Raw genomic sequence first — 25,243 nt, 5'->3', positions numbered from 1 at the left:
GCTTCGGGGCGGCGGTGTCGGTGGCGCGTTTGCCGAACATGGCTCAGTCCGTTCCGGTGGGGCGCCGCGGGGCAGCCGTCACGTGGCGAGCCGCTTGCGGCCGAGCCGTGCCACGAGGGGCGACAGCAGGCTGCGCTTGGCGCGTCGCGCCTCGACCCGGCCCGACACCCGGTGGGCCAGGTCGTTGAACAGCCCCGCCACCTTGCCGCCGGCCTCCACTTCGCCGATCATCTGGCCGTTGTTGGCCGCGGTGCCGAACAGCTTGGCGTCGAACGGGATCGTGGCCATCGGACTGAGCTCCACCGCCTTGGCGAAATCCGCCACCGCGATCTCGGGGCGCTTCATCAGGCCGATGCCGTTCATCACCAGCCGCGGCGCCGTGTCGTGGACGCGCGCGGTGCGCAGCAGGTCGACGAGGTTCTTGGCGTTGCGCAGGTTGGCAAGGTCCGGCGCCGCCACCAGCACCACCTCGTCGGCCGCCGCGAGCGCCCGCCGGCTCCATGCCGTCCATTGGTGCGGCACGTCGAGCACGATGCAGGGCACGGAGCCGCGCAGGATGTCGAGCACGCCGTCGAAGGCCGTTTCAGGCAGGTCGTAGGGCTGGTCGAGGGTCGCGGGCGCGGCCAGCAAACTCAGCCGGTCGGTGCACTTGGACAACAGGCGGTCGACCAGGTTGGCGTCGAGGCGGTCGGGCGCGAAGACCGCGTCGGCGATCGATTGCGGCGGGTCCTGGTTGAAGTTCAGCCCGGCGGTTCCGAAGGCGAGATCGAGGTCGACGATCACGGTCGCGACGTCGAGCTCGCGCGAGATCGACCACGCCATGTTGTGGGCCACCGTCGAGGCGCCGCAGCCGCCCTTGCAGCCCGTCACCGCGACCACGCGGCCGAGCGGCGCCGCGGACGGATGCGTATAAAGCTGCGAAATGGCGCGCACGAGGTCCAGCACGCCGACCGGCATCACCAGATAGTCACTGACACCGCGGGCCATCAGGTCACGGTAGAGCACGATGTCGTTGAGGTGGCCGACGATGATGACCTTGGTGCCGGCATCGCAGGATTCGGCCAGACTTTCGAGCGAGCCGAGCAGCATTGCCCGCTCGGCGCTGCTTTCGATGATGATGAGGTTGGGCGTGGGCGCCGCCCGGTAGGCTTCGGCGGCCGCCGCGGCGCCACCCATGTGGACCTTCATGTGGGCGCGCGCCATGCGGCGCTCAGTGCCGACATCGGACACGAGCGCCGCCATGTCGGCCGTTTCGCAGAAGGCTTGGATCGAGATGCGCGGCACCGCGGCGATCTGGGCGCCGCGTTCCGTCGGGTCGGGAGCCTGATCGGGGTCGGTCATCAGAACTGCCCTGCCGGGCCGATGGCGGTCGGGTTGTTGGTCCAACTCGTGCTCGGGTCGATGCCGCTGGTGTCGGCCGTGCCGCGCAGCGACTGGATGGCGCGGGTGCGCAACTGCACGTCGGTCGGGTCGAGCGCGTGGGGCGTCACGAGGTCACGCGGGTCGGCCACCTGGGCCGCCAGGGTCGCCCGGCTAGCACAGCCGAGGTTGTAATAGCTGCGGTTCGACCAGGTCTGCAGCGAGGCGGAGCCGAGGTCGTCCGGCCATTGCCCGCAGCGGCTGGCCGGGCGCGCCTGCAGGGTCAAAAAGGACAGATGCAGCGGCGAAGCGATCGCAGGATCGCGCACCGGATAGGCCGAAACGCTGACGCCGCCCCGGATGCCGAGGCGCAACAACTCGCGGCGCACGGCTGACAAGGTGCGCTCCACCGCCAAGCGGTCGACCGCGCCCTCCGGAATGCTGATCCGGATGGCGCTCTGGCCGCCCGAAAGATAGTCGCGGGCAAAAGATTGCAACTGCTGGGCCTGCACGTGGTCGAGGCGCCCGGCGCCGCCGACGAAGAACACGTCGAGCCGCTGCGGCGCATCGGTCAGCACCACGGGGTGGCGCTGGCGGTAGTCCTCGCTGACGGGCGCCACCGCGACGGCGCGGTCGACCGGGCTGGCGCAGCCGCTCGCCAGGAGGGCCGCGCCGAGCACGGTGGCGAGCGCCATGGCGCGGACCGGTATCAGCATGCCGCGATGCGCCGGGGTTGGGGTGTGGGTCACGGGCGGAGCCTGCATGGGAGGTCAGTCGGTGATGAAGCCGACCCGGCCGCGGTAGTTGCGGATCAGGTCGGGGTTGTCGGCCGTCGAATAGATGCGGTTGATGCGCCCGAGGAACCAGGATTGCGGGTCGCTGGCATCCGCGAGCCCGTCGTCAGGGCGGCTGATCTGGTCGGGCGCCAGGGTCTTGGTGATGTAAGGCGTCACCACGATCATCAGCTCGCTTTCGTCGCGCTGGTAGTCGCGCGAGCGGAACAGCGCCCCGAGGATGGGCAGGTTCATCAGGCCCGGGATGCCGGCGATGGCCTGCTTGCTGGTTTGCTGGATCAGGCCGGCCGAGACGATCGAACCGCCGGACGGCAACTCCACCGTGGTTTCGTGCGTGCGGGTGCGGAAGCCCGTGGTGTTGGCGCAAACGGTTTGCGCGGCGTGCAGCCCGTCGGGTTCCGTCACCTCGGTGGCGAGGTGCAGCGAGATGCGACCTTCCGACAAGACCGTCGGCGTGAAGTTCAGCGTCACGCCGTAGTTCTGCAACGACGTCGTAAAGGTGCAGGTGATGTTGCCGCCCGCGTCCTTGGTGATGGTGCTGCCGCTCGAGATCGGGATGGAGCCGCCGGCCGTGAATTTGGCGCTCTCGCCCGAGATCGCCGCCACGGTGGGCTCGGCCAGCACGTGGGCGACGCCGTTGCGCTCGAAGGCCTGGATCATCGCCGACAGGTGGCCGGCGTTGAGGCCGAGGTTCTGCCCGAGGCCGCCGGGGGTGCCGGCGCCGGTGATGGCATTGAGGGTCGGGGACTGCAGGCTGTTCAGTTTCGCGCCGGCGTTGCTCCAATCGCCGTTGAAGGTGACGCCGAGCTGTTTCAGCACGGCGCGCTGCACCTCCACCACCTGCACCTTCAGCATCACTTGGTCGCGCTCGCGGATGACGAGCGAGTTGATGAGCTTACCGCTCACAACCGTGGTGCTGCCGAACGAGATCGAAGAGCCGCTGCCGCCGCTCGAGGCGGAGCCGCCGCCGACTGCGGTGTAGTTCACGAAGGCGTTGGCGATGTCGAGCGCCCGCTGGGCGTCGACGGCCGAGTTGACGGTGCCGGTCAGGATGATGGTGTCGTCGACCGTCTGCACCCGGATGTCGGCATCCGGCAGCGCGGTCCGGTAGATGGCGCTCAGCTCGCTCGTGTCGCGGCCGACCGTCAGCTCCAACGTGGCGAGCTGGTTGCCGGCCTTGTCGAGTGCGAAGATGGTGGTCTGACCATTGGCGACGCCCATCACGAACATCTTGTGGGCGGAACGCACCACGGCATTGGCCACCGCCGGATTGCCGATGAACACTTCCGAGGCGTCGCCCGGCAGGTCCACGATCGAGGATTTGCCCACAGCCAGCGTGAAGCGGCGCACCGGCTGGGTCGGCGCCACCTTGACGAAAGGCGGGGCCGGCACCGAGGCCACGTTGCGACCCTGGTCGATGATCGGCTGGGCCCGCGCGGCGTGTCCGATGAGTGTCGAACCGAGCGCCAGCGCCGCCAGAACGATGGGTGCGGCCTGACGGGCGCGGCGGCTAATGGGTGCCGGCATCGGTCTCGATCCCATAGCGGATGACGGTGGTTTTGCCATCGGCGATGGCGACGTGGCCCGTCTGGGCCGCGTCCTGCATGGAGCGCAACGCCAGCGAGAGCTGGCCCGTGCGCTGGGCCAGGATCACGGTTTCGGCCTGGACGGGATCGAGCTCGAGCGTCGCGGTGCTGCCGACCTGGGTGGGCGCGCCGTTCTTGTCCTGGATGTTCTGGCCGATGGCCAAGACCTTGACGTTGGTCAGCAGGGTTTCGCTGTTATAGGATTCGGCCATGGCCGTGCCGCTGCCTTTGACGGTGCGGATCACGTCGACCCGGTCGTTCGGCAGCACGAAACCGCCGGCCGAGGTGGAGCCCTGGGCGTCGATCGTGATGGCTACGGCCCGCATGCCGCTCGGCAGGACCGCCGACAGGAACCCTGCCGTGGCGCCCTTGATGAGGCTTTCGCGGCGGATCGGTTCTCCGGCATAGAAATTGACGCGTGCGATGGACCCGGTGAGTTCGGCCACCACCTTGTCGTCGTGCTGGATCATGAAGGCGGTGATCGACGCCTTGGGCCAGGTCTGCCAGCCGAGGTCGTCGGCCGACACGAGCTTGCCGAGCTGCAGCTCATGGGTCGCGACCAGGATCTGGTCGACCGGGGCCGCAACGGGCGGGGGCGCCGCTGCGGCAACTGGTGCCGGAGCTTGCGGCTTCGGGCTCAAGGCCAGCATCACGGCCCCACCGGCCGCCGCCACCCCTAGCACCAGAACAGCAATTCGTATCGGATTCATGGCCTTCGCTTCACGGGCGGCGCAAGGCTCGCTCTCCCCCGAAGGCTAGGGTCCGAAACGTCAAGGCATGGTTAATGCGGTGTTGCTGCCACCATCCTGGCGCAAGCTTCGCTTCAGGGGCCGGCGACGACCTGCCAGAGTGCGGTCTGCGGATAAAGAACGAGGCCCGCGATGGCGAGCGCAACCCCATAGGGGACGCCATTGTCCTTCCGATGCAGGCGCGCCAGCCAGGCGCGGGCCTGCAGGCGTTCCGGAAGCACCAGACGGCGGAACTGCAGGAGTCCCAAAGTGAGGACGGCGCCGAGCAGCGACGCCAGCAAGCCATAATCGGCGAGGCTCGACCATCCCAGCCACACGGCCGTCGCGGCCGCCAGCTTGGCGTCGCCGCCGCCGATCCAGCCAAAGGCGAAGAGTGCGAAGGTCAGCGCCAGCACGGCGGCGCCGCAACTCAGGTGATCGACGAGGATCTGCGAGGCCGGCAGGCCGGCCATGGCCGCAAGGCCGACGAAGCCCACCACCAGCCCGAGCGACACCCGGTTGGCGATCGTCATGGTGAGGATGTCCGAGGTGGCCGCGAAGGCCATCGCCAGCGGAAACATCGCGAGGGTCAACAGGTCCAGCACGACAACATCCGTTGAGGTTCGGTTGGGGTTGGCGGCGGCGCGGGGCCGCGCTCACCGGGAGCAAGGCTGCGCGCCGCACGTGGCATGGGTCTCGACCGGCTCATGGGAGGCCGGTGGTTGACCCGTTTAACCGAGGGCCGACGAGATCGACTGGAACTTCGTGTTCAGCTTGGTCCCGATGCTGGTCAGGACCGTGATGATCACAACACTGATGAGGCCGGCGATCAGGCCGTATTCGATGGCAGTCGCACCCGACTCATCCTTGGCAAAGCGCGTCACAAGCGTCTTCATGCTACTCTCCACGTCTTGATCCACTCGCAAGTCAATCAAGCCTGCGAATGACGTCACGATAGGAAGGCGTAGATTTCGACGAGGTTAATTCGTCTTGGTGCGTATCGTGACGAAATCACAGCTTCGATAATCTCGTAAATATTTACCACGAGCCATCGCTCTATTTGGACTGTAAGCCCGGAAGCTCCCTCGGAGCAGCGCATCCACACTCCGCCACACCGCTTTCGGCAGAAACCAATTCAACCAATGTTTACCCTTTCGGGGGATGGTTTTCCGACGGGCCGCTTTGCCCGGATGCGGTGCGGCCGGGACCGCGCTGCGAAGCTGGACGGCGAACCGTGACGCGATCCTTCAGCCCTGTTGTCTTGGCGATCTGCTGCTTGGCTTTGCCGATCGGGCCAGCCCTGGCGGATCCCGCGCCCGACCATGTGGTCGTGCAACTCGACAAGGCCAAGCTCGTCAAGGTGCCGGCCCATGTGGAAACGGTGGTGATCGGCAATCCCAGCATCGCCGACGTCACCATGATGAAGCGCAACGGCCTGATGGTGGTCACCGGCAAGGGCTTTGGCGAAACCAACGTCATCTTCGTCGACACCAATGGCCAGGCCCTGTCGGAGGCCGTGGTGACGGTGGTGTCCGGGGCCGCGATGGTGACGGTGCAACGCGGCATGGACCGGGAATCCTATTCCTGCGCGCCACGCTGCCAGCCCACCGTGGCGCTCGGCGATGCCACCAAATTCCTGACGGATGCCTCGAGCCAGATCACGAGCCGCAACACGTTGGTGACGCCCGTCCAGCACTGAAGCGGGCGCAAGGCTGCCGGGCGCCGGGCGGGCCGCGACGCTGTCGCACGGGCGTGCTAAGCGGCCTGCCATGGCTCAGTCATCCGTTTCCGTGGTGGTGTTCGATATCGGCAACGTGCTGATCGAATGGGACCCGGTTCATCTTTACGCCAAGCTGTTTCCCGGCCGCCCCGAGGCGATGCGCTGGTTCCTCGATACGATTTGCACATCCGCCTGGAACCTCGAGCAGGATGCCGGCCGACCCTGGGCCGCGGGCGTCGGTGTTCTCGTGGAGCGTTATCCCGAATGGCGGGCCGAGATCGAAGCCTATGACCGGCGCTGGCACGAGATGGTGCCACAGGTTATCGCGGGCTCGGTGGCGATCTTGACCCGGCTCGCGGAAGCCGGGGTACCGGTCTATGCCATCACGAACTTCTCGAGCGACAAATTCATCGAGAGTGCGGCTCGCTTCCCGTTCTTCGCCACCTTCAAGGGCGTGATCGTGTCGGCCGACGAGGCCCTGTTGAAGCCGCATGCGCCGATCTTCGCGCTGTTGTGCAGCCGCTATGGCGTCGCGGCGTCGCAATGCGTGTTCATCGACGACAATGCCGACAACGTCGAAGGCGCGCGGCGAGCCGGCATGACCGCGCTGCCGTTCACCGATGCGCCCACGCTGCGGCAGGCGCTGCAAGGCCTCGGCCTGCCGGCCTGATTGGTCCCCCTCCCCCTGGAGCACCCCGCCATGGTTCCCGAACTCGCCACCCGTCTCGACCTCGCCGTGTCGGCTGCCCGGCAGGCCGGCGCGCATCTGCGCGACCTGTATGAGCGGCGCGGCGAGCTGGTGATCGAGCAGAAGGGCCGCAACGATTTCGTGTCCCGCGCCGACCGCGAGGCGGAAGCCCTGATCAAGGATCTGGTGGCGGCACATTATCCCGGGGACGCCTTCATCGGTGAGGAAACCGGCGCCGCCGGCTTGGCGGCGTCCGCCGGCGCCATCTGGGTGGTGGATCCGCTCGACGGCACCACCAACTTTCTGAAGGGCGCCCACAATTGGTGTGTCTCGATCGGCCTCGTGCTCGACGGGGTCATCGCGGCCGGCGTCATCTATGACCCTCTGCGCGACGAGATGTTCGAGGGCGCCGTCGGGGATGGCGCCCGTGTGTCGGGGCGCCCCATCGCGGTCAGCACCGTCACCGACCCTGGCGAGGGCGTCATCGGCCTCGGCATCGTGCCGCGAATCGGCGCCGACCGGTTCTCGGACGATGCCCGCGCGCTCCTGGCCACCGGCATGAGCTTCCGTCAGGTGGGGGCCGGCGCCCTGATGCTGGCCTATACGGCGGCCGGCCGCGTCGATGCTTATTTCGAGCGGCACATGTGGGCGTGGGACGCGACCGCCGGGCTGGCCCTGATCCAGGCGGCCGGCGGCGCAGCCCTGCCCTACCCGACCGGGCCCGCCTCCCTAAAGGGAGGCGCCGTGCTGGCCGCCAACCCGGTTTTGCTGGCTCGCCTCGAGGACCGGCTTGGAGGTTTGGACGCGCCGGTCGCCGGCGCCTGACATCAAGGCTCCGCTTCAGCTCAAGGCGAGGAACCAAAGCGCGTCACTTTCCATTGTCCAACCACACGGATGAGGAGAGTTTTATGCGCAATGTGATGTTTGTTCTTGCAGCCACTGCCCTGTTGACCGGCAGCGCGTTCGCCCAGGACAACACCGGGTCGCAGACCGATCCGAGCGCCGCCACCGGGTCGTCGAATGCCGCTGTGAACCCGAAGGGCAACGCGGGTTCGTCCGTCAATGCCTCCGGCACCGTGCAGATTGTGGCGCCGTCCGCGCTTGAGAAGGGCGCCAACAGCTTCACCGAAGGCCAGGCCCGTTCGCGTCTCGAAGGCGCAGGTCTCGCCAGCGTGACTGGCCTTCACAAGGACGATCAGGGCATCTGGCGTGGCAAGGCCATGCACAACGGCAAGGCCGTCGATGTCGGGTTCGATTACAAGGGCAACATCGGCGCGCAGTGAGCGGCGGCGCCTTCGTAGCCGCAGCCGGCGCATCACGCGTCCCTTGTCACCGATTCAAAGGAGATCACCATGACGCAGCAAACCTATACCGCCCTGTTCGACACCTATGCCTCGGCCTCGACGGCCGTGACGCGCCTCGAGGGCGCCGGCGTGCCGCATGACTACATCAGCATCGTGTCGAACGACGAGTCGCATCGTGAGCATACCGCCGATCACGCCGGCACCGGGACTGGCGCTTCGCTCGGCACACTTCTGGGCGGCGGCGCCGGCCTGCTGGCCGGTCTCGGTCTGCTGGCTATCCCGGGCCTCGGCCCGGTTGTGGCGGCCGGCTGGCTTGCCTCGACGCTCGTCGGCGCCGGCGTGGGTGCCGCGGCAGGCGGCATCGTCGGTGGCTTGACGGATGCGGGCATCAGCCACGACGACGCCCATGCCTATGCGGAAGGCATCCAGCGCGGCGGCACCCTGGTGACCGTCAAGGCCGACAACAGCCAGGCCGCGACGATCACCAATATCCTCGATGAAGAAGGCACCGTGGATCTCGATGCGCGGACCCGCGATTGGCGCGAGACGGGTTGGTCGGGCAGCTACGCCAGCGATCCGGCTGTGGCGCCCGATGGCTCCGTGGTGCCCGGTACCCTGGCGGCGCCGGTTGCGCCCGTTGGTGGGGTTGCACCGCGTGCCGACGATCCGAACCGCTCGCGCGTTCGCGTTTACGACAGCACGATCTGAGTCCACAGGTGCGAGGCAGGTTCGCCTCGCACCGCATCGATACCCCCAGCGTTCGATCCGGGTTTCTTACCGGTTCATCGGAATGGCGGTTCGTCGAAGCTGCGCAGCTTGCGGGAATGCAGGCCGGCGCGGTTTCGGCGTAACCCGTTCAAGGCTTCGAAGCCGATCAGCAGATGTTCGCTGACAGCGCGCTCGTAGAATGCATTGGCGGCACCGGGCAATTTGATTTCACCGTGCAGCGGTTTGTCGGATACGCAGAGCAGCGTGCCGTAGGGCACCCGCAGCCGATAGCCCTGGGCCGCGATGACGCCGCTTTCCATGTCGACGCCGATCGAGCGCGACAGGTTGATGCGACGCCGCTCCTGCGAAAAGCGCAGCTCCCAGTTCCGGTCGTCGTAGCTCACCACGGTACCGGTGCGCAGGCGCAGCTTCAAAGCCTCTGGCTCTTCCCCGGTAACGACCGCGGCGGCATGCTGCAGGGCGAGCTGCACCTCGGCCAGGGCCGGCACCGGCACGTCGGTCGGCACCAGTTCGTCGAGGATGCGGTCGCGCCGCATATAGGCATGGGCCAGCACATAATCGCCGATCGTTTGCGATTGCCTCAAGCCGCCGCAATGACCGACCATCAGCCAGCAATGCGGGCGCAACACCGCCAGATGGTCGGTGATGGTCTTGGCATTCGAGGGTCCGACCCCGATGTTGACCAGCGTGGTGCCGTCGGCATTGCCGTTCGCATCCCGGCTGACCAGGTGGTAGGCCGGCATCTGGAAGCGGTGCCAGGGCGAGGCGGCCATGACGGCTTCCGGCTCGGCCGTGGCGGCCTCGTGGCGCTCGACCACCACGCCACCCGGCACGATCAGTCGCTCATAGGGGCTGTTCTCGGCCTTCAGCAGGTCGAGGCCTACCCGCACGAACTGGTCGACATAGCGATGGTAGTTGGTCAGCAGGATCCAGGGCTGCACCGCCTGCCAGTCCGATCCGCAATAATGCACGAGCCGGCGCAGCGAATAATCCACCCGGGCCGCATCGAACAGCGCCAAGGGCCGAACGGGATCGTTCGGGTCCATCTGCCAAAGTCCGTCCGCGATCTCGTCGCCGACGGCGGATAGTTGCGGCGTCGGGAAGAAGCGGGCGAGGTCGGCCGCCGTCGTGCCCGACAGGCCGCCGCGCGTGCCGGCCTCGACCACATAAGGATAGGGGATTTCCTGCAGGCTCGGGCCGACCTCGATCGTGGCGCCGAAATCGTCGACCAGCGGCCGCAACTGGTCGAGCAGGTAATTCCGGAAGGCTTTCGGCTGCGTCACCGTGGTGGCATAGGTGCCGGCACCCTGGAACTTGGCCGTGGCCCGCTTCAAACGCGGCATCGGGCCCTGGGGCGCATAGGTGACGCGCAGCTCGGGATAGCGGAACCTTACCCGGTCGGCCGGATCGGGCGGCGTGCCATCCTCCATGAAGCGGACGAGGGCCTGGCGCAGGGTGTCCGTAGCCTGCTGGTCGAGCGCGATCAGCCGGTCTACCGCCTCGACGGGCGAGGCCATGGCTTCCATCGGCTGTAATTCGTCGACCGGCATGGCGCTCCTCCCGCCGGCCCCAACCCGACGCTCGTCCGGTGATACCGTCACGGCGGCATCAAGGCGAGGAGTTTGGCGCTGTATCGGGGCGTCAGGGTTCCGGGCCGAACGGCCGATGCCGCGCCCGCCCGGCGAGGAAGCGGCTCAGTCTGACCCTTTCGGACCGGGCACGGCGGAACCGGTAGGGTCCGGTCACGCTGAAGGCCGGGAAGAACTCGCCGTTGATCTCGGCCCGCACGCGCGACGCCAAGGCGGCCAGCCGCAGCCGGCGCACCACGACGGCCCGCCGCCAGGGCCACAACCGCGACCGCATCCGGCACAGCGCCATGCCGTCGTCGAGCGCCATGACCTGGATCAAGGTGTAGTCATGGAGGATGTAGGTTCCCCCGGCCCGGAAAGGCACCGGCATCGCTTGAAGCCTCCGCCTCGCATACATCTTCGGGACGCTAGGGTGCGCCGCCGCGTTTGTCAGCCTTGCCGGGTCAATCCATGTCGACCGCCTTGTCGGCAGTCCGCTCCGGCGGGCGGCTGGACGCGGTGTGGCCGCGTCGCGCCAGGGGGACGGTGCAGTTCACCACGCATTCCGAGCGCGCCACCACGGGATCGTCGTAGCGGGTCTCCACTTCGATGATGGCCCGGCCGCGGCGCCAGGTATAGGTGCAGGCCCAGGTCCGGCTCTTGGCGCAGGTCTCGAGCTCGGGATAACAGCGTGGGTCCTTGGCGTCGCAGATATCGGCGCCGGGCATGAAGAAGGGCGTGTAGCCGAGCCGGCGCAGGGTGTCGCGCGCCTCCGCATAGGGCATCATGTTGCGGAATCGCGAGCCTTCGGCCGATGCGCCCGTGGCGGCCAAAGCCCACGAGAGCCCCAAGGCTGCCATCAAGAAACCGGATCGCCTGACGAGGCCCATCCTTTGCTCGTCCCCTCCGGCATCGCCCGGATGGCGATGATGCCGGGGCAGCATGGGCGAGGATGCTTAAGGCGCGGTTTATCGTCGGCGCTGTGGCGTTCAGGCCGCGGCAGGTCGCCGGTCGGCGCCTTCGAGCAGCCCCATCACCGACAGGTCCGACACCAAGGGCCGGTTCACCACATGCACCGGCACCTTTCGGCGCCGCGCTTCGCGGAGAATGGTGTTTTCCTGCTCGGGATCGGGCAGCGCCAGCAGCAGCGCCGCGGCGCCGGCGAGGTCGCGTGGCTCGAAGGCGCGGTGGGCCACCTCGACGGCGAAGCGAGACGCGTAAAGCCACGCTTCGGCCGGCATGCTGTCCGCGACGAAGAACACGTCGTCGTTGCGCAGCACTGCGAGGCGTAGCAGGTTCAGGGCGTGGCGGGGCTCGGCCACCACTACGACGCGGTCAAGGTCGGTCGGGCGAACGGGGACGGGAAACGGCATGGTACGGACTCGGATCGGGATGTCGGACGGGATGGGCGAAGAGCGGGCGCATGGAGCGCCAACAGGTCCGCATCGCCATCAGGGTTCCGATCCCGATCGCTGTCCAAGGTGACACAGCATCTGCAGCCGCGCGGGGCCGCACGGTTGCGAGCGTCGGGACATCGTCACGCCACCGGCGCACGTCGTCCCCGGCGAGATCGCCCAGGCCCTGGGCAAAGGATTTCGACATGACAGCCTACAACATGCGAGTGCGGCTTCTTCGTATATCAGTCTACAAAGATTGTCAATTATCGGAGGGTGATGAGGGCTCGATAATGGCTGGGTTCAGGTCGCGCGAACCAGGCCGAGTGTGACGCTGGGTCGATTTCGGACAAAGATCCCTCCTATTGGTCTATATGGCATGTCGAGTAGATTGATGGCCAACAAGGCGCTCCCTTGCCTTTCGCCGCGGTGACGCCACTTGGCGGCCATCACCGGAGTGAGCGGCATGGATTACACCTTTGCGATCGGCACCGACGATCCCCGCGCGTTGTCGGCCCCTTCGGACCCCGACGCCGTGGCGATGGCCGTGCAGGCGATCCGCACCCATCATTGGGATGACCTGCGTCAGCGGCCACAAGCGGTCGTCACGCTGATGGGGGCTGGCGGGCTGGTGACGCGGCCGAGCGAGCGGTTGGACGAATTCGTCGAGCGGGTGCTGCCCGCCAATCCGGCCGCACCGGCCGACACGCTGCAGCCCGGCGACCTGAACAGTCCCGACTGCAACGCCGACTGAGCGGTGCGGCTCTCGCTTTAAAGGGTCAGGCGCTGGCCCGCGTCGGCTCGGCGATCTCCGGCAGCCGGTCTGCCATATAAACGTCCAGCGCCTCGGCCTCGGCAGGCGTCAGCCGCAAGCCGAGCTTGGTGCGCCGCCACAGCACGTCGGCGGCCTGCCGCGCCCATTCGGCGCCGGCCAGGTGGTCCACTTCGGCCGCGTAAAGCGTGTCGCCGAAATGGCGCCCGAGGTCGTCGAGCGACCGCGCCTTGCCCAGGATGGTGCGGGCCGTGGTGCCGTAAAGCCGCGCCAGGCGGTGGACATGCCGTGGTGTCAGGAACGGCCAGTCGCGCCGCAGCGCCGCCACCAGGGCGTCAAAGCCGTCGATCGGGAAGTCACCACCGGGCAGCGGCGTGCGGCCGGTCCAGCCCACCTCCCGGTCGAGCCCGGGAAGGTGGGGCCCAAGGATCTGCAGCGCGTGTTCGGCGAGTTTGCGATAGGTGGTCAGCTTGCCGCCGAACACCGACAGGAGCGGCGCCCGACCGGCCCCGCCGTCGAGGTCGAGCACGTAATCGCGCGTCGCCGCCTGGGCGGCGCCCTCACCGCCCTTGTCGTAGAGCGGCCGCACGCCCGAATAGGTCCACACGATGTCGGCCTTGCGGATCGGCGTGCTAAAATATTCCGCCGCCGCACCGCAGATGTAATCGATCTCCTCGTCCGAGGCTTTTACGTCGGCGGGGTCGCCCACATAGTCGCGGTCGGTGGTGCCGACCAGCGTGAAGTCCGCCTCGTAGGGGATGGCGAAGAAGATGCGGTTGTCGGCGTTCTGGAAGATGTAGCAGCGGTCGTGGTCGTAGATCTTCGGCACCACGATATGCGAGCCCTGCACGAGCCGCACCTTGGCGGCCGTGTTCTGCCGCAGCGTGGTGTTGAGCACGCTGCCGGCCCAGGGCCCGGCGGCATTGACCACCGCCTTGGCCCGGACCGTGCGGCTGGCGCCGCTGTCCCGGTCCTGCAGGGTGAGGCTCCATTCGGACGAACCGCGCTCGGCGCTGACGGCCTTGGTGCGGGTCAGCACCACGGCGCCGCGATCGGCGGCATCGCGGGCGTTCAACGCCACCATGCGGGCATCGTCGACCCAGCAGTCGGAATACTCAAATCCCTTGTCGAACTCTCCCGCCTTCAGCGGCTTGCCGGCGACGTCGCGCCGGAGATCGAGCGTGCGGGTCGCGGGCAACCGCTTGCGGCCGCCGAGATGGTCGTAAAGGAACAAGCCGAGCCGCAGCATCCAGGCCGGGCGCAGCCCCTTGTGGTAGGGCAGCACGAAGCGCAGCGGCCACACGATGTGGGGCGCGATGCCCCACAGCACCTCGCGTTCCATCAGGGCTTCGCGCACCAGGCGGAACTCGTAATGCTCGAGGTAGCGCAGGCCGCCGTGGATCAGCTTGGTGGCGGCCGAGGAGGTGCCGCTGGCGAGGTCGTTCTGCTCGCACAGCAGAACTTTCAGGCCGCGTCCGGCCGCGTCGCGGGCGATGCCGCAGCCATTGATGCCGCCGCCGATCACCGCGAGGTCATAGATCGTGTCCAAGCCCGCGCTCCCTGGTCTTCATTGTTATTGTGAGCGAACATAAAACGAAAAATGCGGGCGAACAAGCGAACATCCTGGCGGAGCGGTCGTGTCGCGGCGGCCGGAGAAACGCTTGCGTCGGCGGGTGGGAATGGGGAAAGTCCCCCCGCGAGACGGCCATCCAAGGCCGCGAACCGGGCGGAGGGCGCGCATGGCCACACGGATGAACGTCGCGATGCGCGGGCTCTTCGCGACGCCGGTCGCGGCGCTCGAAGTGCCGGACGCGGCGGCCCTGAACGAGAAGCTGGCGGCGGCGATCCTGCGCCGCCGGGACCAGCAGGCCTCGATCCAGGCTTCCAATGCCGGCGGCTGGCATTCCGATCACGGCCTGCTGGAATGGGCGGCGCCCTGGGCCGGCGAGGTGATCGAGCTCGGCCGGGGCATCGCCGGGCAGTTGACCGCCAACCGTCGCGGCGAGCGCGTCGCAATGGACTGGAAGGTGCAGGCCTGGGCCAACGTCAACAGCCTCGGCCACGCCAACGTGTGCCATTACCACCCCGGCTCCTTCTGGTCGGGCACCTATTACGTCGATGACGGCGGCTGCGCGGCCGACCACAGCCTCGGCGGCGAATTCGAAATGCTCGACCCGCGCGGCCCGGGTCCCGGCATGTATGCGCCGGGTTTGAAGTTCGCCGGCGAGGACGGCGCCTCGGTGGGAGCCTCGGAGGTGATCTGGCCGAAGCCGGGGCTGCTGGTGTTGTTCCCGTCCTGGCTGATGCACCAGGTGCGGCCTTATCGCGGCACCCGCACCCGCATCTCGATCGCCTTCAACCTGAGCCTTTAGGCCGATGTCGCTGCCGACCGCCAAGCTCGGCTCGCGCCGCCAAAGCGAGATCGTCGACTGGCTGCGGGAACGCGGCCGCGTGTCGGTCGAGGATCTGGCGGCTCATTTCGGCGTGACGCCGCAAACCATCCGCCGCGACCTGAACGACCTCAGCGACTCGCAGATGGTGGTTCGGGTGCACGGCGGCGCCATGGTGGCGTCGGGCGTCGTCAACCTCGCCTATGAGGCGCGCAAGCTCATCGCCGGTCCGCACAAGAAGCTGATCGGCGAAGCCGCGGCCCGGCTCGTTTCGGACCATTCTTCCGTTTTCATCGCCATCGGCACCACGGCCGAGGAGGTCGCCCGGGCGCTGACCGGACACGCGGGGCTGCTGGTCATCACCAACAACCTCAACGTCGCGGTCGAACTCTACCGGCATGCGGCCATCGAGGTGTTCCTCACCGGCGGTACGGTGCGGCAGGCCGACGGCGGCATCGTCGGCTCCCACACGGAAAGCCTGATCGGCCAGTTCCGCGTCGACCTGGCGATCATCGGCACCTCGGCCATCGATGTTGACGGCACGCTGCTGGATTTCGACATCCGCGAGGTGCAGGCGGCCCGGGCCATCATCGAACATGCCCGCCGGGTCGTGCTGGTGTCGGACGGCAGCAAATTCGCCCGATCGGCACCCGTCCGGGTGGCGCATCTGAGCGAGATCGACACCTTCGTGACCGACCGGCTGCCGTCCCCCGCGGTGGCAGACCTGTGCCGGGCCCATGCGGTCGAGGTGATCGAGGCCGGCGGCCCGCTCGACCAGGAGGACGACAGCTAAGCTTTCGTTCCGAGGCGCGTTTTATTCGCTTGCCGAGCGCGTAATTTTCGACATACGGTTCAACAACATCAAGAAGGCGCGCCTAGCGCCGCGGGCGCACATCGGCGCCGATAGGGAGACGACACGATGCGCGACCTGCGCATGCTATCGATTACGATTTTGAGCGCCCGTGTCGCGGGAAGGCGGTTCCGTTGAGCTTCGTCCTCGATCGCGTCGGCTACAAGGTCGGTGCCGAAACCCTTATCGACGACGTGTCGTTGCGGCTCGAGCCGGGCAGCATGAACGTCCTGCTCGGCCCGACGCTGTCGGGCAAGACCACGCTGATGCGTCTGATGGCAGGCCTCGACCGGCCGACCAGCGGCCGGCTCAGCGACGACGGGGTCGACCTCACCGGCATGCCGGTGCGCCGCCGTTCGGTCGCCATGGTGTATCAGCAGTTCGTCAACTATCCGACCTTGTCGGTTTACGAGAACATCGCCTCGCCGTTGCGCGTGCAGGGCCTGCCGAAGGCCGAGATCGAGGCGCGCGTGGCCCGGGCCGCGAAGCTGCTGCGGTTGGAGCCGATGCTGTCCCGCACGCCGGCGCAACTGTCGGGCGGCCAGCAACAGCGCACCGCCATCGCGCGGGCCCTCGTCAAGCAGGCCCGGCTGGTGTTGCTCGACGAGCCGCTGGCCAACCTCGACTACAAGCTGCGCGAAGAATTGCGGGAGGAACTGCCGCGGCTGTTCGCCGAAACCGGGGCCATCCTGGTCTATGCCACCACGGAGCCCACCGAGGCGCTGTTGCTGCGGGGCCAGACCGCGACGCTGTGGGAAGGCCGCCTGACCCAGGTGGGCCCGACCGCCACCACCTATCGCGATCCCGAAACGATTGACGCCGCGCGGGTGTTCTCCGACCCGCCCTTGAACGAGCTTGTGGTCACCAAGGCCGGCGCCATGATGGTCTTGTCGGACGGCCGCAAGCTGCCGGCCGATGGTGCGTTGCAGGGGTTGCCGGACGGGGCCTACCGGCTGGGCTTCCGGGCTGATGCGGTGACGATCGGCGCGGCGCGCGCCGGCCAGCTGAGCGTTCCGGGTCGGGTCGCCGTGGCCGAGATCAGCGGCTCGGAAAGCTTCGTGCACGTCGACACCGGCTTCGGCACCTGGGTCGGGCTTGTCGAGGGCGTGCATGAATGGCAGCCCGGCGACGCGACCGAGATCCAGTTCGATCCCGCACGCGCCTACGTGTTCGACACGGCCGGCCGGCGCATGCGGGCCACCGGCCTCGCGGCCACAGCCTGAGGAGCCGGCCATGGCTGATATCACGCTCGACGGCATCGCCCACGCCTATGGCGGCGGCAAACCCGCCACCGAGGCCGGCTACGCCCTGAAGCCGCTGCACCACGTGTGGGAGGCTGGCAAGGCTTACGCCCTGCTGGGCCCTTCGGGCTGTGGCAAGACTTCGCTCCTGAACATCATCTCGGGGTTGGTGATCCCTTCCGAAGGACGGCTGTTGTTCGGCGACCGCGACGTGACGCGGCTGCCGACCGAGCAGCGCAACATCGCCCAGGTGTTCCAGTTCCCGGTGATCTACGACACCATGACGGTGGCCGAGAACCTCGCTTTTCCATTGAAGAACCGCGGCCTGCCGAAAACCAAGATCACGGCGCGCGTCAACGAGATCGCGGCGATGCTCGACCTCGAGCCGACGCTGCATCGCCGTGCCCGGGGCCTGACGGCCGACGCCAAGCAGAAGATCTCGCTTGGTCGTGGCCTCGTGCGGGCGGATGTCAATGCGGTGTTGTTCGACGAGCCGCTGACCGTGATCGACCCGGCGCTGAAGTGGGAGCTACGCTCCAAGCTGAAGGCCGTGCATCGCGCGCTCGACCTGCTGATGATCTATGTCACCCATGACCAGGTCGAGGCGCTCACCTTTGCCGACAAGGTGGTGGTGATGAACGACGGCCGCGCCGTGCAGATCGGCACCCCGGCCGAGTTGTTCGAGCGGCCCGAGCACACCTTCGTGGGATATTTCATCGGCTCGCCCGGCATGAATTTCCTGCAGGGCACGATCGATGGCGCCACGCTGCGCCTCGCCGATCAGGCGGTGCCGCTCGGGGCCGCCTACCCGGCCCTGAAGCCTGGCACACCCGTCAAGCTCGGCGTCCGTCCCGATTACGTCCGCCTCGGCCCGAGCGGCCTGCCGGCCCAGTTGCGGCGCATTGACGACCTCGGCCGCAAGCGCCTCGCCCATGTGGTGGTGGGCGGACAGCCGATGGTCGCCACGATCCCGCCCGGCATGACGCCCGACGAAACCAACATCCGGGTGCAGGTCGATCCCGCCCGCACCCACATTTATGTCGACGAGCATCGCGTCGAAGGCGAGCGCCTCAGCCAGGGGAAGGCTGCGTGATGTCGGCCCCCTTCACGGCCCCGGCTCCGTCTTTGCGAGGCGCGCAGCGCCGCGGCAATCCAGAGCTGCGCCGCGGTTCTGGTTTGCTTCGCGTCGCTCGCAATGACGAACACCTGAACATGTCCCGCGAGGCCCGCCCATGACCGATACCCGCTTGTGGGACAACCGCGCCTGGTTCTTCGTCGTCCCGGTGCTGGTGATCGTTCTGTTCTCGTCGCTGCTGCCGATGATGACGGTGGTGAATTATTCCGTCCAGGACACGATGGGGCAGAACAGCTTCTTCTGGAACGGCACCGGCTGGTTCGCGAACCTGCTCGATTCCTCGACCGAGGCCGGGGCCCGCTTCCAGGGGGCGCTCGTGCGCAACCTCAGCTATTCGTTCCTGGTGCTGGCCATCGAGGTGCCGCTCGGCATCGCGGTGTCGCTCTGCATTCCGAAGCGCGGCTGGCAGGTGGGTGCCGTGCTGGTGGCGATCGCGCTGCCGCTGCTGATCCCCTATAACGTCGTCGGCGTCATCTGGCAGTTGTTCACCCGCACCGACGTGGGGCTGCTCGGCGCCGGCTTCTCGAAGTTCTGGACCTCCTTCGACACGCGCCAGGATGCCGTTTCGGCCTGGTTCGTGATCGTGCTGATGGACGTGTGGCACTGGACCTCGATGATCGCGCTCCTGTGCTATGCCGGCCTCAAGGCGATCCCGGACGCTTATTATCAGGCGGCCCGCATCGATGGCGCCAGCCGCTGGGCGGTGTTCACCAACATCGAGTTTCCGAAGCTCCGCAAGGTGCTGGTCATCGGCATGCTGCTGCGGTTCATGGGCTCCTTCATGATCTATACGGAGCCGTTCGTGGTAACGGGCGGCGGACCGGGTGAATCGACGAGCTTCCTGTCGATCGACCTCGTCAAGACCGCGCTCGGTCAGGTCGACCTCGGCAACGGCGGCGCCATGAGCCTCGTCTACAACCTCATCACCCTGACGGTGTGCTGGATCTTCTTCACCTACACCACCCACGCCGACCAGCGGAAGGACGCCTGATGCAAACCTCCGCCTGGAACCGGGCCGGGATGGCCTTCTACATCCTGTTCCTGATCATCCCGATCTATTGGCTGGTCAATCTCAGCTTCAAATCGAATGCCGACATCCTGGCGAATTTCTCGTTCTGGCCGACGCATCCGACGCTCAGCAACTACCGGAAGATCTTCATCGACCCCGATTGGCGTTCGAGCTTCATCAACTCAATCTCCTATGTGCTGATCAACACGGTGTTGTCGGTGGGCGTGGCCTTGCCGGCCGCCTATGCGTTCAGCCGTTACCGCTTCGTCGGCGACAAGCCTTTGTTCTTCTGGCTGTTGTCGAATCTGATGGCGCCCCCCGCCGTCTACGCGATGCCGTTCTTCAACCTGTATTCGGCGGCCGGCCTGTTCGATTCGATCTGGGCTGTGGCGCTCGCCCATTGCTTGTTCAACGTGCCGCTCGCGGTGTGGATTCTCGAGGGCTTCATCTCGGGCGTGCCGCGCGAGATCGACGAAACCGCGACCATCGACGGCTATTCGTTTCCGCGCTTCTTCATCAAGATCTTCCTGCCGCTGATCGCCAACGGCATCGGGGTGGCGGCCTTCTTCTGCTTCATGTTCTCCTGGGTCGAGCAGCTGCTGGCCACCACGCTCACCACCGTCAATGCCAAGCCGATCGCCGGCATGATGCAGCGGGCTTATTCGGCGGCGGGGCTCGATTGGGGCATGCTGGCCGCAGCCGGCACGCTGACCATGATCCCGGGCGCCATCGTGATCTGGTTCGTGCGCAATCATATCGCCAAGGGCTTTGCCCTGGGACGGGTGTGAGATGGGCATTGTGGAATGCTGGGCATCGACCCTCGCTGACCTGCAAGGCAATCGCCCTCCTTCCGAGGCGGCGCAGCCGAACCCGGAACCGGTGCGCTCCAGCCATCATGGCCGAGGCTGCCCGGTTCCGGATCGTGGCTGCGCGCCGTCCGCAATGAGGCTGGTCGGGATGGGTTCGGAAGGAGACGTGGGCTGATGGACACGATTTCCGAACACATGGCCTGGATGGCCTGGACCTGGCAGACGGGGCTGTTCTTCGGCGGCATCGCGGCCGGCCTCGTGATTCTGACCACCCTCGCGGTGGTCAGGCCCGAGACGCCGCAGGTCGGCGTTCTGGGCTTCGCCACCACGCGCGGCGACCGGTTTTTCGTGTCGCTGATCCTGGCGGCCTTTATTTTTCTCGCCTTCATCAAGTTCGGCGGCGAGAACCCGATCTACCCGTGTGTCGCGGCCCTCGCGACCGCGATCGTGATGTTTCGCTTCGCCTGAAGCGGACCGATGCTTTCCGCCGCTGACGCAGGGTCGTCATTGGCGGATGCCAACAAGAAGAGCCGGTGCATCGGGCATCCGGCCTGTCGATATGGGAGGACCAACAATGGTTGATCGCCGATCAGTTCTGAAGGGCGCCGCCGCGGTCGGCGTCGCCGCCACCGCGGGCGTCATCAAGTCGACGCCGTCCATGGCGCAGAAGACCGATGCCGCCAAGAAGTGGATCGACAGCGAGTTCAATCTCTCGACCTTGTCCAAGGACGAGCAGATGAAGGAGCTGCAGTGGTTCATCGACGCCGCGAAGCCTTTCGCCGGCATGAACGTCAGCTGCGCCTCCGAGACCCTGGCGGCGCACGAATACGAGTCGAAGGTGCTGACCAAGGCCTTCGGCGAGATCACCGGCATTGAGGTCAAGCACGACCTCACGGACGAGGGCACGATCGTCGACAAGATCGGCGTCGAGATGCAGTCGGGCCGGCCGATCTATGATTTCTGGATGAACGATTCCGACTTCATCGGCACCCACCCGCGCTACAACGACATCGTCGAAGGCTCGCTCACCGACTTCATGGCGGGCAGCGGCAAGGACGTCACCAACCCGGGCCTCGACCTGAACGACTTCATGGGTCTCGAGTTCGGCTCCTTCCAGGGCAAGCTCTACCAGTTGCCCGACCAGCAGTTCGCGAACCTCTACTGGTTCCGCTACGACTGGTTCCAGCGTCCCGAGCTGAAGGCGAAGTTCAAGGCCAAATACGGCTACGAGCTCGGCGTGCCGGTCAACTGGTCGGCCTATGAGGACATCGCCGACTTCTTCACCAACGACGTGAAGGAGATCGATGGCCAGAAGGTCTATGGCCACATGGACTATGGCAAGAAGGACCCTTCGCTCGGCTGGCGCTTCACCGATGCCTGGCTGTCGATGGCGGGCGCCGGCGATCGCGGCCTGCCGAACGGCAAGCCGGTCGACGAATGGGGCATCCGGCTCGAGAACGGCGTGCCGGTCGGCTCTTCGATCACGCGCGGCGGTGACGCCAACGGTCCGGCGGCCGTCTACGCGCTGACCAAGTACATCGAGTGGCTGAAGAAGTACGCGCCGCCGGAAGCGGCCGGCATGGACTTCCTCGAGTCGGGTCCGGTCGTCGGCCAGGGTCACGTGGCCCAGCAGATCTTCTGGTATTCGGCCTTCACCGATTCGGCCCGCAAGGCCGATGCCGTGATGAACCCGGACGGGACGCCCAAGTGGCGCATGGCCCCCTCGCCGCACGGCGCCTACTGGAAGGAGGGCATGAAGCTCGGCTACCAGGACGTCGGCTGCTGGACCATGCTGAAATACGCCCCGATAGAGAAGATCAAGATGGGCTGGCTTTACGCCCAGTTCACCACCTCCAAGACGGTGTCGCTCACCAAGGCCCTGAAGACCCTGCACCTGATCCGCGAATCCGACGTCTGGCACCCGGCCATGACCGAGCTCGCGCCGAAGGTCGGCGGCCTCGTCGAGTTCTATCGCTCGCCGGCCCGCAAGCAGTGGAGCCCGACCGGCATCAACGTGCCGGATTACGCCAAGATGTCCCAGGTGTGGTGGCAGAACATCGCCAATGCCATCTCGGGCCAGGTGACGCCGCAGCAGGCTATGGACGGGCTCGCCCGCGACCAGGACGCCATCATGGCGCGCCTGGAGAAGTCAGGCGTGCAGGGCAAGCTCGGCCCCAAGATGAACAAGGAGCAGACGGCCGAATATTGGTACGCCCAGGCCGAAAAGGACGGCAATCTCGCGCCGCAGCGCAAGCTCGCTGACGAGAAGCCGAAGGGTGAGACGGTCGATTACGACACGCTCATCAAGAGCTGGCCCTCGACCCCGCCCAAGAAGGCGTAATACCGCCAACACCCCTTCTCCCGTTTCGACGGGAGAAGGGTTTTTTCCCTGTCGTCGATGCAACGCCTGGGGCGTCATTCCGGGGCGCCGAAGGCGAACCCGGAACCGGGCGCCCCCTGGCATCGTCGAGGCGTCGGTTCCGGATCGCCGCGTCGCTCCGTCCGGATTGACGGCAACAATTCCCGCGAGTTTCCATGCCTGCCGCCATCCTCGTCATCGACCAGGGCACCACCTCGACCCGGGCCATCGTGTTCGGGCCGGATGCCCTGCCGATCGCGACCGCGCAGGAGGAGTTTCCGCAGTCGTACCCTCATCCGGGCTGGGTCGAGCACGACCCGAAGGACCTGTGGCGCACCACGGTGTCGACCGCCCGGCTGGCGCTCGCCAAGGTGGCCGACCAGGGGATCACGGTGGCGGCGCTCGGTATCACCAACCAACGCGAGACCGCGCTGATTTGGGATCGCAAGACCGGCGCCCCGATCTACAACGCCATCGTGTGGCAGGACCGCCGGACCGCGGCCTTCTGCGCTCAGCTGAAACAGGACGGCGCTGAGCCGCTGGTGCAGCGCAAGGCCGGGCTGCTGCTCGACCCGTATTTCTCGGCCACCAAGATCAACTGGCTGCTCGACACGGTCGAGGGCGCCCGCGCCCGCGCCGAGCGGGGCGAGCTCGCCTTCGGGACGATCGACAGCTACCTGCTGTGGCGGTTCACCGAAGGCCGGGTTCACGCGACCGATGCCACCAACGCCTGCCGGACCGCGCTTTACGACATCCATGCGGGCGACTGGGACGACGACCTGCTGAAGCTGTTCCGGGTGCCGCGCTCGCTATTGCCTACCGTCATGGATTGCGCGGCCGAATTCGGCACCACGGCGCCTGACCTGCTTGGGATTGCGTTGCCGGTCCGCGGCATCGCGGGGGACCAGCAGGCGGCGCTGATCGGCCAGGCCTGTTTCCGTCCCGGCATGGTGAAGGCCACCTTCGGCACCGGCGCCTTTGTGCTGCTGAACACCGGCGATGCCCCCAAGGCGTCGACCCACCGGCTGCTGACGACTGTCGGCTATCAGCTGAAGGGTCGCCGCACCTATGCGCTCGAGGGTGCCATCTTCGCGGCCGGCGCCACGGTGCAATGGCTGCGCGACGGGCTCGGGCTCGTGCGCTCCTCGGCCGAGACGGGCCAGCTCGCGGCGCTGTCGGACCAGGACCAGCCGGTTTATCTCGTGCCCGCCTTTGTGGGCCTCGGGGCGCCGATCTGGGATGCCGACGCGCGGGGCACCGTGATCGGCATCACGCGCGGCACCACCCGGCGCGAGATCGCCCGCGCGGCGCTGGAAAGCACCGCCTTCCAGACGCGCGACCTCGTCGAGGCCATGCGGGCCGACTTTGGCGCCGGCGAGGCGGGCGCCGAGGTGATCCGCGCCGATGGCGGCATGAGCGCCAGCGATTGGACCATGCAGAGCGTCGCCGACATGATCGACGCGCCGGTGGACCGCCCGGTGGTGCGCGAAACCACGGCGCTCGGCGCCGGCTATCTGGCCGGGCTGCAATCGGGCCTCTACGGCGAGCCGGACGACTTCGCCAAAAGCTGGCACCTCGACCGGCGCTTCGAGCCCGCCATGCCGGCCGACACACGGGCTGCCAAGCTCGCAGGCTGGCGCGATGCCATCGCCCGGACGGTGTCGACGCCCCGCTGAGGGTTTGCCAATCCCGCGCTTGCTCGAACGGCCGGCCCGGTCGATGCTGCCCGGCCCGCCCTGGATGCCTCGTCCCCACCGTCCGAGGCCGTCGCCGACCAGACCCGCCCGATGCGCCTCACCTTCCGCTGCGACCCCGCGCTGATCGACCGGCTGGAACCACCGATGCCGGCCCGGGCCGCTCTGCCGGCCTGGTTGCGCAGCATGCCGGCCGCGGCCTTCTCGCCGGTGCATGACACCGAGGTGCGCACCGTCAAGCATTGCCCGCCCTTCGTCGATGCGATGAGCCATGGCGTCGTGATCCCCCTGCCCTGCGACGTGACGGTGTCGGACGGGCGGCTCAGCTGGGACTGGGACCTGCCGCCGTTGAGCGTCGAGGCTCATCCCCGCTCGCCCTTATCGTTCCATGTGCCGGCCCAGGTCAGCGGCACCCCGTTCCATCACCCCGACCGCGCGGTGGTGAAGTTCAACTCCTTCTGGACGATCGCGCTCGAGCCGGGTTGGTCGCTGTTCGCCACCCATCCGGTCAATCGCGAAGACCTGCCGTTCCGCACCCTGACGGGCCTCGTCGATGCCGACCGCTTCACCGATGTCGGCATCCTGTTCCCGGCCGTCTGGGTCGATCCCGGCTTCGAGGGCGTGCTGCCGCGCGGCACGCCGGTGTGCCAATGCTTTCCGGTGCCGCGGCAACCGCTCGACATCGTGGTGGCGCCGCTCGAGGCCGAGCATCAGGCCCGCTATGCGGCGACGGCCGCGGCGCTGCTCGGTGCGCCGGGCCATTACCGCAAGCACCACAGGGTCGGACGGTCGCGCTCAGCCGGCGAGGTCGCGCCGGAGTCCTTCGAGATCGAGCCATAGCTCCCCTTTCGGGGCACCCGCGAGGGCTTGGCTGATGCGCCCGAAGGCGGAGGCACGACCCCGCAGGGCGGCGCCATAGGCCGCGCGGGCGCCCACGAGGTCGCCGGTCGCCTGCCGCACGATGCCGAGGTTGGTCCAGGCTTCCGGCAAGGCGGGGTCGAGCGCCAGGGCGCGCTCATAGGCGGCCACCGCCGTCGCGTGATCGCCGCGGTCCTGGGCGCACAGGCCAAGCAGGAAGGCGGCCCGGGGCGAGGTTGGCGCCTGCTGGCAGGCG

Annotated in this window: 28 protein-coding genes; 16 read left to right on the top strand and 12 right to left on the bottom strand. The window is 67.4% G+C overall.

Annotated features, from left to right (window positions below; all coding sequences use genetic code 11):
• Positions 1-78 precede the first annotated feature (78 nt).
• The 6 genes from P7D22_RS16495 to P7D22_RS16470 all read right to left on the bottom strand — a co-directional run bounded on the left by P7D22_RS16495 (position 79) and on the right by P7D22_RS16470 (position 5,363).
• Positions 79-1,341 carry an AAA family ATPase gene (locus P7D22_RS16495; protein ID WP_319935348.1) on the bottom strand — a complete coding sequence of 421 codons (1,263 nt, stop codon included), beginning with the start codon at positions 1,339-1,341 and terminating at the stop codon, positions 79-81.
• Positions 1,341-2,108, bottom strand: coding sequence for a CpaD family pilus assembly protein (locus P7D22_RS16490; protein WP_319935347.1), 768 nt, complete (start codon positions 2,106-2,108; stop codon positions 1,341-1,343). The genes P7D22_RS16495 and P7D22_RS16490 overlap by 1 nt, the downstream gene beginning before the upstream one ends.
• A 21-nt stretch (positions 2,109-2,129) precedes the next feature.
• Positions 2,130-3,680: a type II and III secretion system protein family protein gene (locus tag P7D22_RS16485; RefSeq protein WP_319935346.1), complete on the bottom strand. Its 1,551-nt coding sequence runs from the start codon at positions 3,678-3,680 to the stop codon at positions 2,130-2,132.
• Complete coding sequence (gene cpaB, locus P7D22_RS16480) at positions 3,664-4,449, bottom strand: Flp pilus assembly protein CpaB (protein WP_319935345.1); 786 nt, start codon at positions 4,447-4,449, stop codon at positions 3,664-3,666. Before cpaB ends, P7D22_RS16485 begins: the two co-directional genes overlap by 17 nt.
• Before the next feature lie 113 nt (positions 4,450-4,562).
• A complete protein-coding gene (locus P7D22_RS16475) occupies positions 4,563-5,048 on the bottom strand; it encodes an A24 family peptidase (protein ID WP_319935349.1) in 486 nt (161 codons plus the stop codon).
• 150 nt (positions 5,049-5,198) lie between these two features.
• Positions 5,199-5,363 carry a Flp family type IVb pilin gene (locus P7D22_RS16470; protein WP_319935344.1) on the bottom strand — a complete coding sequence of 55 codons (165 nt, stop codon included), beginning with the start codon at positions 5,361-5,363 and terminating at the stop codon, positions 5,199-5,201.
• Positions 5,364-5,701: 338 nt separating this feature from the next.
• Between P7D22_RS16470 and P7D22_RS16465 the strand changes: the two genes are divergently transcribed.
• The 5 genes from P7D22_RS16465 (at position 5,702) to P7D22_RS16445 (ending at position 8,887) form a co-directional block, all read left to right on the top strand.
• Positions 5,702-6,166 carry a pilus assembly protein N-terminal domain-containing protein gene (locus P7D22_RS16465; RefSeq protein WP_319935343.1) on the top strand — a complete coding sequence of 155 codons (465 nt, stop codon included), beginning with the start codon at positions 5,702-5,704 and terminating at the stop codon, positions 6,164-6,166.
• A 70-nt stretch (positions 6,167-6,236) separates the two neighbouring features.
• Positions 6,237-6,857: an HAD family hydrolase gene (locus P7D22_RS16460; protein WP_319935342.1), complete on the top strand. Its 621-nt coding sequence runs from the start codon at positions 6,237-6,239 to the stop codon at positions 6,855-6,857.
• A gap of 30 nt (positions 6,858-6,887) precedes the next feature.
• Positions 6,888-7,700 carry an inositol monophosphatase family protein gene (locus tag P7D22_RS16455; protein WP_319935341.1) on the top strand — a complete coding sequence of 271 codons (813 nt, stop codon included), beginning with the start codon at positions 6,888-6,890 and terminating at the stop codon, positions 7,698-7,700.
• A gap of 83 nt (positions 7,701-7,783) precedes the next feature.
• Positions 7,784-8,158, top strand: coding sequence for a PepSY domain-containing protein (locus tag P7D22_RS16450; RefSeq protein ID WP_319935340.1), 375 nt, complete (start codon positions 7,784-7,786; stop codon positions 8,156-8,158).
• A gap of 69 nt (positions 8,159-8,227) precedes the next feature.
• On the top strand, positions 8,228-8,887 hold the full coding sequence (locus tag P7D22_RS16445) for a general stress protein (protein ID WP_319935339.1): 660 nt from the start codon (positions 8,228-8,230) through the stop codon (positions 8,885-8,887).
• Positions 8,888-8,961: 74 nt separating this feature from the next.
• On the opposite strand, the gene P7D22_RS16440 is transcribed toward P7D22_RS16445, so the two are convergent.
• From P7D22_RS16440 to P7D22_RS16425, 4 genes are all read right to left on the bottom strand, one after another.
• Positions 8,962-10,458, bottom strand: a complete 1,497-nt coding sequence (locus P7D22_RS16440) for an AMP nucleosidase (RefSeq protein WP_319935338.1) — start codon at positions 10,456-10,458, stop codon at positions 8,962-8,964.
• A gap of 91 nt (positions 10,459-10,549) precedes the next feature.
• A complete protein-coding gene (locus tag P7D22_RS16435; protein WP_319935337.1) occupies positions 10,550-10,867 on the bottom strand; it encodes a hypothetical protein in 318 nt (105 codons plus the stop codon).
• Positions 10,868-10,940: 73 nt separating this feature from the next.
• Entirely contained in the window at positions 10,941-11,264 is a 324-nt protein-coding gene (locus P7D22_RS16430; RefSeq protein ID WP_319935336.1) for a hypothetical protein, read from the bottom strand.
• Positions 11,265-11,465: 201 nt separating this feature from the next.
• Entirely contained in the window at positions 11,466-11,849 is a 384-nt protein-coding gene (locus P7D22_RS16425) for an NAD(P)-dependent oxidoreductase (protein ID WP_319935335.1), read from the bottom strand.
• A gap of 460 nt (positions 11,850-12,309) precedes the next feature.
• On the opposite strand from P7D22_RS16425, the gene P7D22_RS16420 reads away from it, so the two are divergent.
• Positions 12,310-12,624: a hypothetical protein gene (locus P7D22_RS16420; RefSeq protein WP_319935334.1), complete on the top strand. Its 315-nt coding sequence runs from the start codon at positions 12,310-12,312 to the stop codon at positions 12,622-12,624.
• 25 nt (positions 12,625-12,649) lie between these two features.
• Here the strand turns inward: P7D22_RS16420 and glpD are convergent, their stop codons facing one another.
• Complete coding sequence (gene glpD / locus P7D22_RS16415; protein WP_319935333.1) at positions 12,650-14,191, bottom strand: glycerol-3-phosphate dehydrogenase; 1,542 nt, start codon at positions 14,189-14,191, stop codon at positions 12,650-12,652.
• A 190-nt stretch (positions 14,192-14,381) separates the two neighbouring features.
• Between glpD and P7D22_RS16410 the strand changes: the two genes are divergently transcribed.
• From P7D22_RS16410 to P7D22_RS16365, 10 genes are all read left to right on the top strand, one after another.
• Entirely contained in the window at positions 14,382-15,014 is a 633-nt protein-coding gene (locus P7D22_RS16410; RefSeq protein WP_319935332.1) for a TIGR02466 family protein, read from the top strand.
• A gap of 4 nt (positions 15,015-15,018) precedes the next feature.
• Positions 15,019-15,825 (top strand): DeoR/GlpR family DNA-binding transcription regulator, encoded by an 807-nt coding sequence (locus P7D22_RS16405; protein ID WP_319935331.1) that lies wholly within the window; start codon positions 15,019-15,021, stop codon positions 15,823-15,825.
• A 191-nt stretch (positions 15,826-16,016) separates the two neighbouring features.
• Positions 16,017-17,105 (top strand): ABC transporter ATP-binding protein, encoded by a 1,089-nt coding sequence (locus P7D22_RS16400; RefSeq protein WP_319935330.1) that lies wholly within the window; start codon positions 16,017-16,019, stop codon positions 17,103-17,105.
• Between the two features lie 10 nt (positions 17,106-17,115).
• Positions 17,116-18,216 carry an ABC transporter ATP-binding protein gene (locus P7D22_RS16395; protein WP_319935329.1) on the top strand — a complete coding sequence of 367 codons (1,101 nt, stop codon included), beginning with the start codon at positions 17,116-17,118 and terminating at the stop codon, positions 18,214-18,216.
• A gap of 139 nt (positions 18,217-18,355) precedes the next feature.
• On the top strand, positions 18,356-19,249 hold the full coding sequence (locus tag P7D22_RS16390; RefSeq protein ID WP_319935328.1) for a carbohydrate ABC transporter permease: 894 nt from the start codon (positions 18,356-18,358) through the stop codon (positions 19,247-19,249).
• Positions 19,249-20,055 (top strand): carbohydrate ABC transporter permease, encoded by an 807-nt coding sequence (locus P7D22_RS16385; RefSeq protein ID WP_319935327.1) that lies wholly within the window; start codon positions 19,249-19,251, stop codon positions 20,053-20,055. The genes P7D22_RS16390 and P7D22_RS16385 overlap by 1 nt, the downstream gene beginning before the upstream one ends.
• A gap of 195 nt (positions 20,056-20,250) precedes the next feature.
• Entirely contained in the window at positions 20,251-20,544 is a 294-nt protein-coding gene (locus P7D22_RS16380) for a DUF2160 domain-containing protein (RefSeq protein WP_319935326.1), read from the top strand.
• A gap of 106 nt (positions 20,545-20,650) precedes the next feature.
• Positions 20,651-22,417 carry an ABC transporter substrate-binding protein gene (locus tag P7D22_RS16375; protein WP_319935325.1) on the top strand — a complete coding sequence of 589 codons (1,767 nt, stop codon included), beginning with the start codon at positions 20,651-20,653 and terminating at the stop codon, positions 22,415-22,417.
• A 194-nt stretch (positions 22,418-22,611) separates the two neighbouring features.
• A complete protein-coding gene (glpK, locus tag P7D22_RS16370) occupies positions 22,612-24,111 on the top strand; it encodes a glycerol kinase GlpK (protein ID WP_319935324.1) in 1,500 nt (499 codons plus the stop codon).
• Positions 24,112-24,222: 111 nt separating this feature from the next.
• Complete coding sequence (locus P7D22_RS16365) at positions 24,223-24,969, top strand: hypothetical protein (RefSeq protein ID WP_319935323.1); 747 nt, start codon at positions 24,223-24,225, stop codon at positions 24,967-24,969.
• Here P7D22_RS16365 and P7D22_RS16360 read toward each other — a convergent pair.
• Positions 24,925-25,243: tetratricopeptide repeat protein (locus P7D22_RS16360; protein ID WP_319935322.1), on the bottom strand; the 319-nt coding region annotated here is incomplete at its 5' end. The two genes, P7D22_RS16365 and P7D22_RS16360, sit on opposite strands and share 45 nt — an antisense overlap.

Source organism: Lichenihabitans sp. Uapishka_5, from assembly GCF_033947565.1.
Lineage (GTDB): Bacteria > Pseudomonadota > Alphaproteobacteria > Rhizobiales > Beijerinckiaceae > Lichenihabitans.
The sequence above is the reverse complement of the archived record's forward strand: the minus strand, read 5'-3'. Positions and strand labels throughout refer to the sequence as shown.

What these genes read in the sequence shown, in the direction of transcription:
- P7D22_RS16455 (WP_319935341.1), top strand. Translation starts at nt 6,888, where the DNA reads ATGGTTCCCGAACTCGCCACCCGTCTCGACCTCGCCGTGTCGGCTGCC.
- P7D22_RS16495 (WP_319935348.1), bottom strand. Translation starts at nt 1,341, where the DNA reads ATGACCGACCCCGATCAGGCTCCCGACCCGACGGAACGCGGCGCCCAG.
- P7D22_RS16485 (WP_319935346.1), bottom strand. Translation starts at nt 3,680, where the DNA reads ATGCCGGCACCCATTAGCCGCCGCGCCCGTCAGGCCGCACCCATCGTT.
- P7D22_RS16425 (WP_319935335.1), bottom strand. Translation starts at nt 11,849, where the DNA reads ATGCCGTTTCCCGTCCCCGTTCGCCCGACCGACCTTGACCGCGTCGTA.
- P7D22_RS16375 (WP_319935325.1), top strand. Translation starts at nt 20,651, where the DNA reads ATGGTTGATCGCCGATCAGTTCTGAAGGGCGCCGCCGCGGTCGGCGTC.
- glpK (WP_319935324.1), top strand. Translation starts at nt 22,612, where the DNA reads ATGCCTGCCGCCATCCTCGTCATCGACCAGGGCACCACCTCGACCCGG.
- P7D22_RS16380 (WP_319935326.1), top strand. Translation starts at nt 20,251, where the DNA reads ATGGACACGATTTCCGAACACATGGCCTGGATGGCCTGGACCTGGCAG.
- P7D22_RS16390 (WP_319935328.1), top strand. Translation starts at nt 18,356, where the DNA reads ATGACCGATACCCGCTTGTGGGACAACCGCGCCTGGTTCTTCGTCGTC.
- P7D22_RS16475 (WP_319935349.1), bottom strand. Translation starts at nt 5,048, where the DNA reads ATGTTTCCGCTGGCGATGGCCTTCGCGGCCACCTCGGACATCCTCACC.
- P7D22_RS16435 (WP_319935337.1), bottom strand. Translation starts at nt 10,867, where the DNA reads ATGCCGGTGCCTTTCCGGGCCGGGGGAACCTACATCCTCCATGACTAC.
- P7D22_RS16460 (WP_319935342.1), top strand. Translation starts at nt 6,237, where the DNA reads ATGGCTCAGTCATCCGTTTCCGTGGTGGTGTTCGATATCGGCAACGTG.
- P7D22_RS16445 (WP_319935339.1), top strand. Translation starts at nt 8,228, where the DNA reads ATGACGCAGCAAACCTATACCGCCCTGTTCGACACCTATGCCTCGGCC.
- P7D22_RS16450 (WP_319935340.1), top strand. Translation starts at nt 7,784, where the DNA reads ATGCGCAATGTGATGTTTGTTCTTGCAGCCACTGCCCTGTTGACCGGC.
- P7D22_RS16470 (WP_319935344.1), bottom strand. Translation starts at nt 5,363, where the DNA reads ATGAAGACGCTTGTGACGCGCTTTGCCAAGGATGAGTCGGGTGCGACT.
- P7D22_RS16405 (WP_319935331.1), top strand. Translation starts at nt 15,019, where the DNA reads ATGTCGCTGCCGACCGCCAAGCTCGGCTCGCGCCGCCAAAGCGAGATC.
- P7D22_RS16440 (WP_319935338.1), bottom strand. Translation starts at nt 10,458, where the DNA reads ATGCCGGTCGACGAATTACAGCCGATGGAAGCCATGGCCTCGCCCGTC.
- cpaB (WP_319935345.1), bottom strand. Translation starts at nt 4,449, where the DNA reads ATGAATCCGATACGAATTGCTGTTCTGGTGCTAGGGGTGGCGGCGGCC.
- P7D22_RS16395 (WP_319935329.1), top strand. Translation starts at nt 17,116, where the DNA reads ATGGCTGATATCACGCTCGACGGCATCGCCCACGCCTATGGCGGCGGC.
- P7D22_RS16430 (WP_319935336.1), bottom strand. Translation starts at nt 11,264, where the DNA reads ATGATGCCCTATGCGGAGGCGCGCGACACCCTGCGCCGGCTCGGCTAC.
- P7D22_RS16385 (WP_319935327.1), top strand. Translation starts at nt 19,249, where the DNA reads ATGCAAACCTCCGCCTGGAACCGGGCCGGGATGGCCTTCTACATCCTG.
- P7D22_RS16410 (WP_319935332.1), top strand. Translation starts at nt 14,382, where the DNA reads ATGGCCACACGGATGAACGTCGCGATGCGCGGGCTCTTCGCGACGCCG.
- P7D22_RS16365 (WP_319935323.1), top strand. Translation starts at nt 24,223, where the DNA reads ATGCGCCTCACCTTCCGCTGCGACCCCGCGCTGATCGACCGGCTGGAA.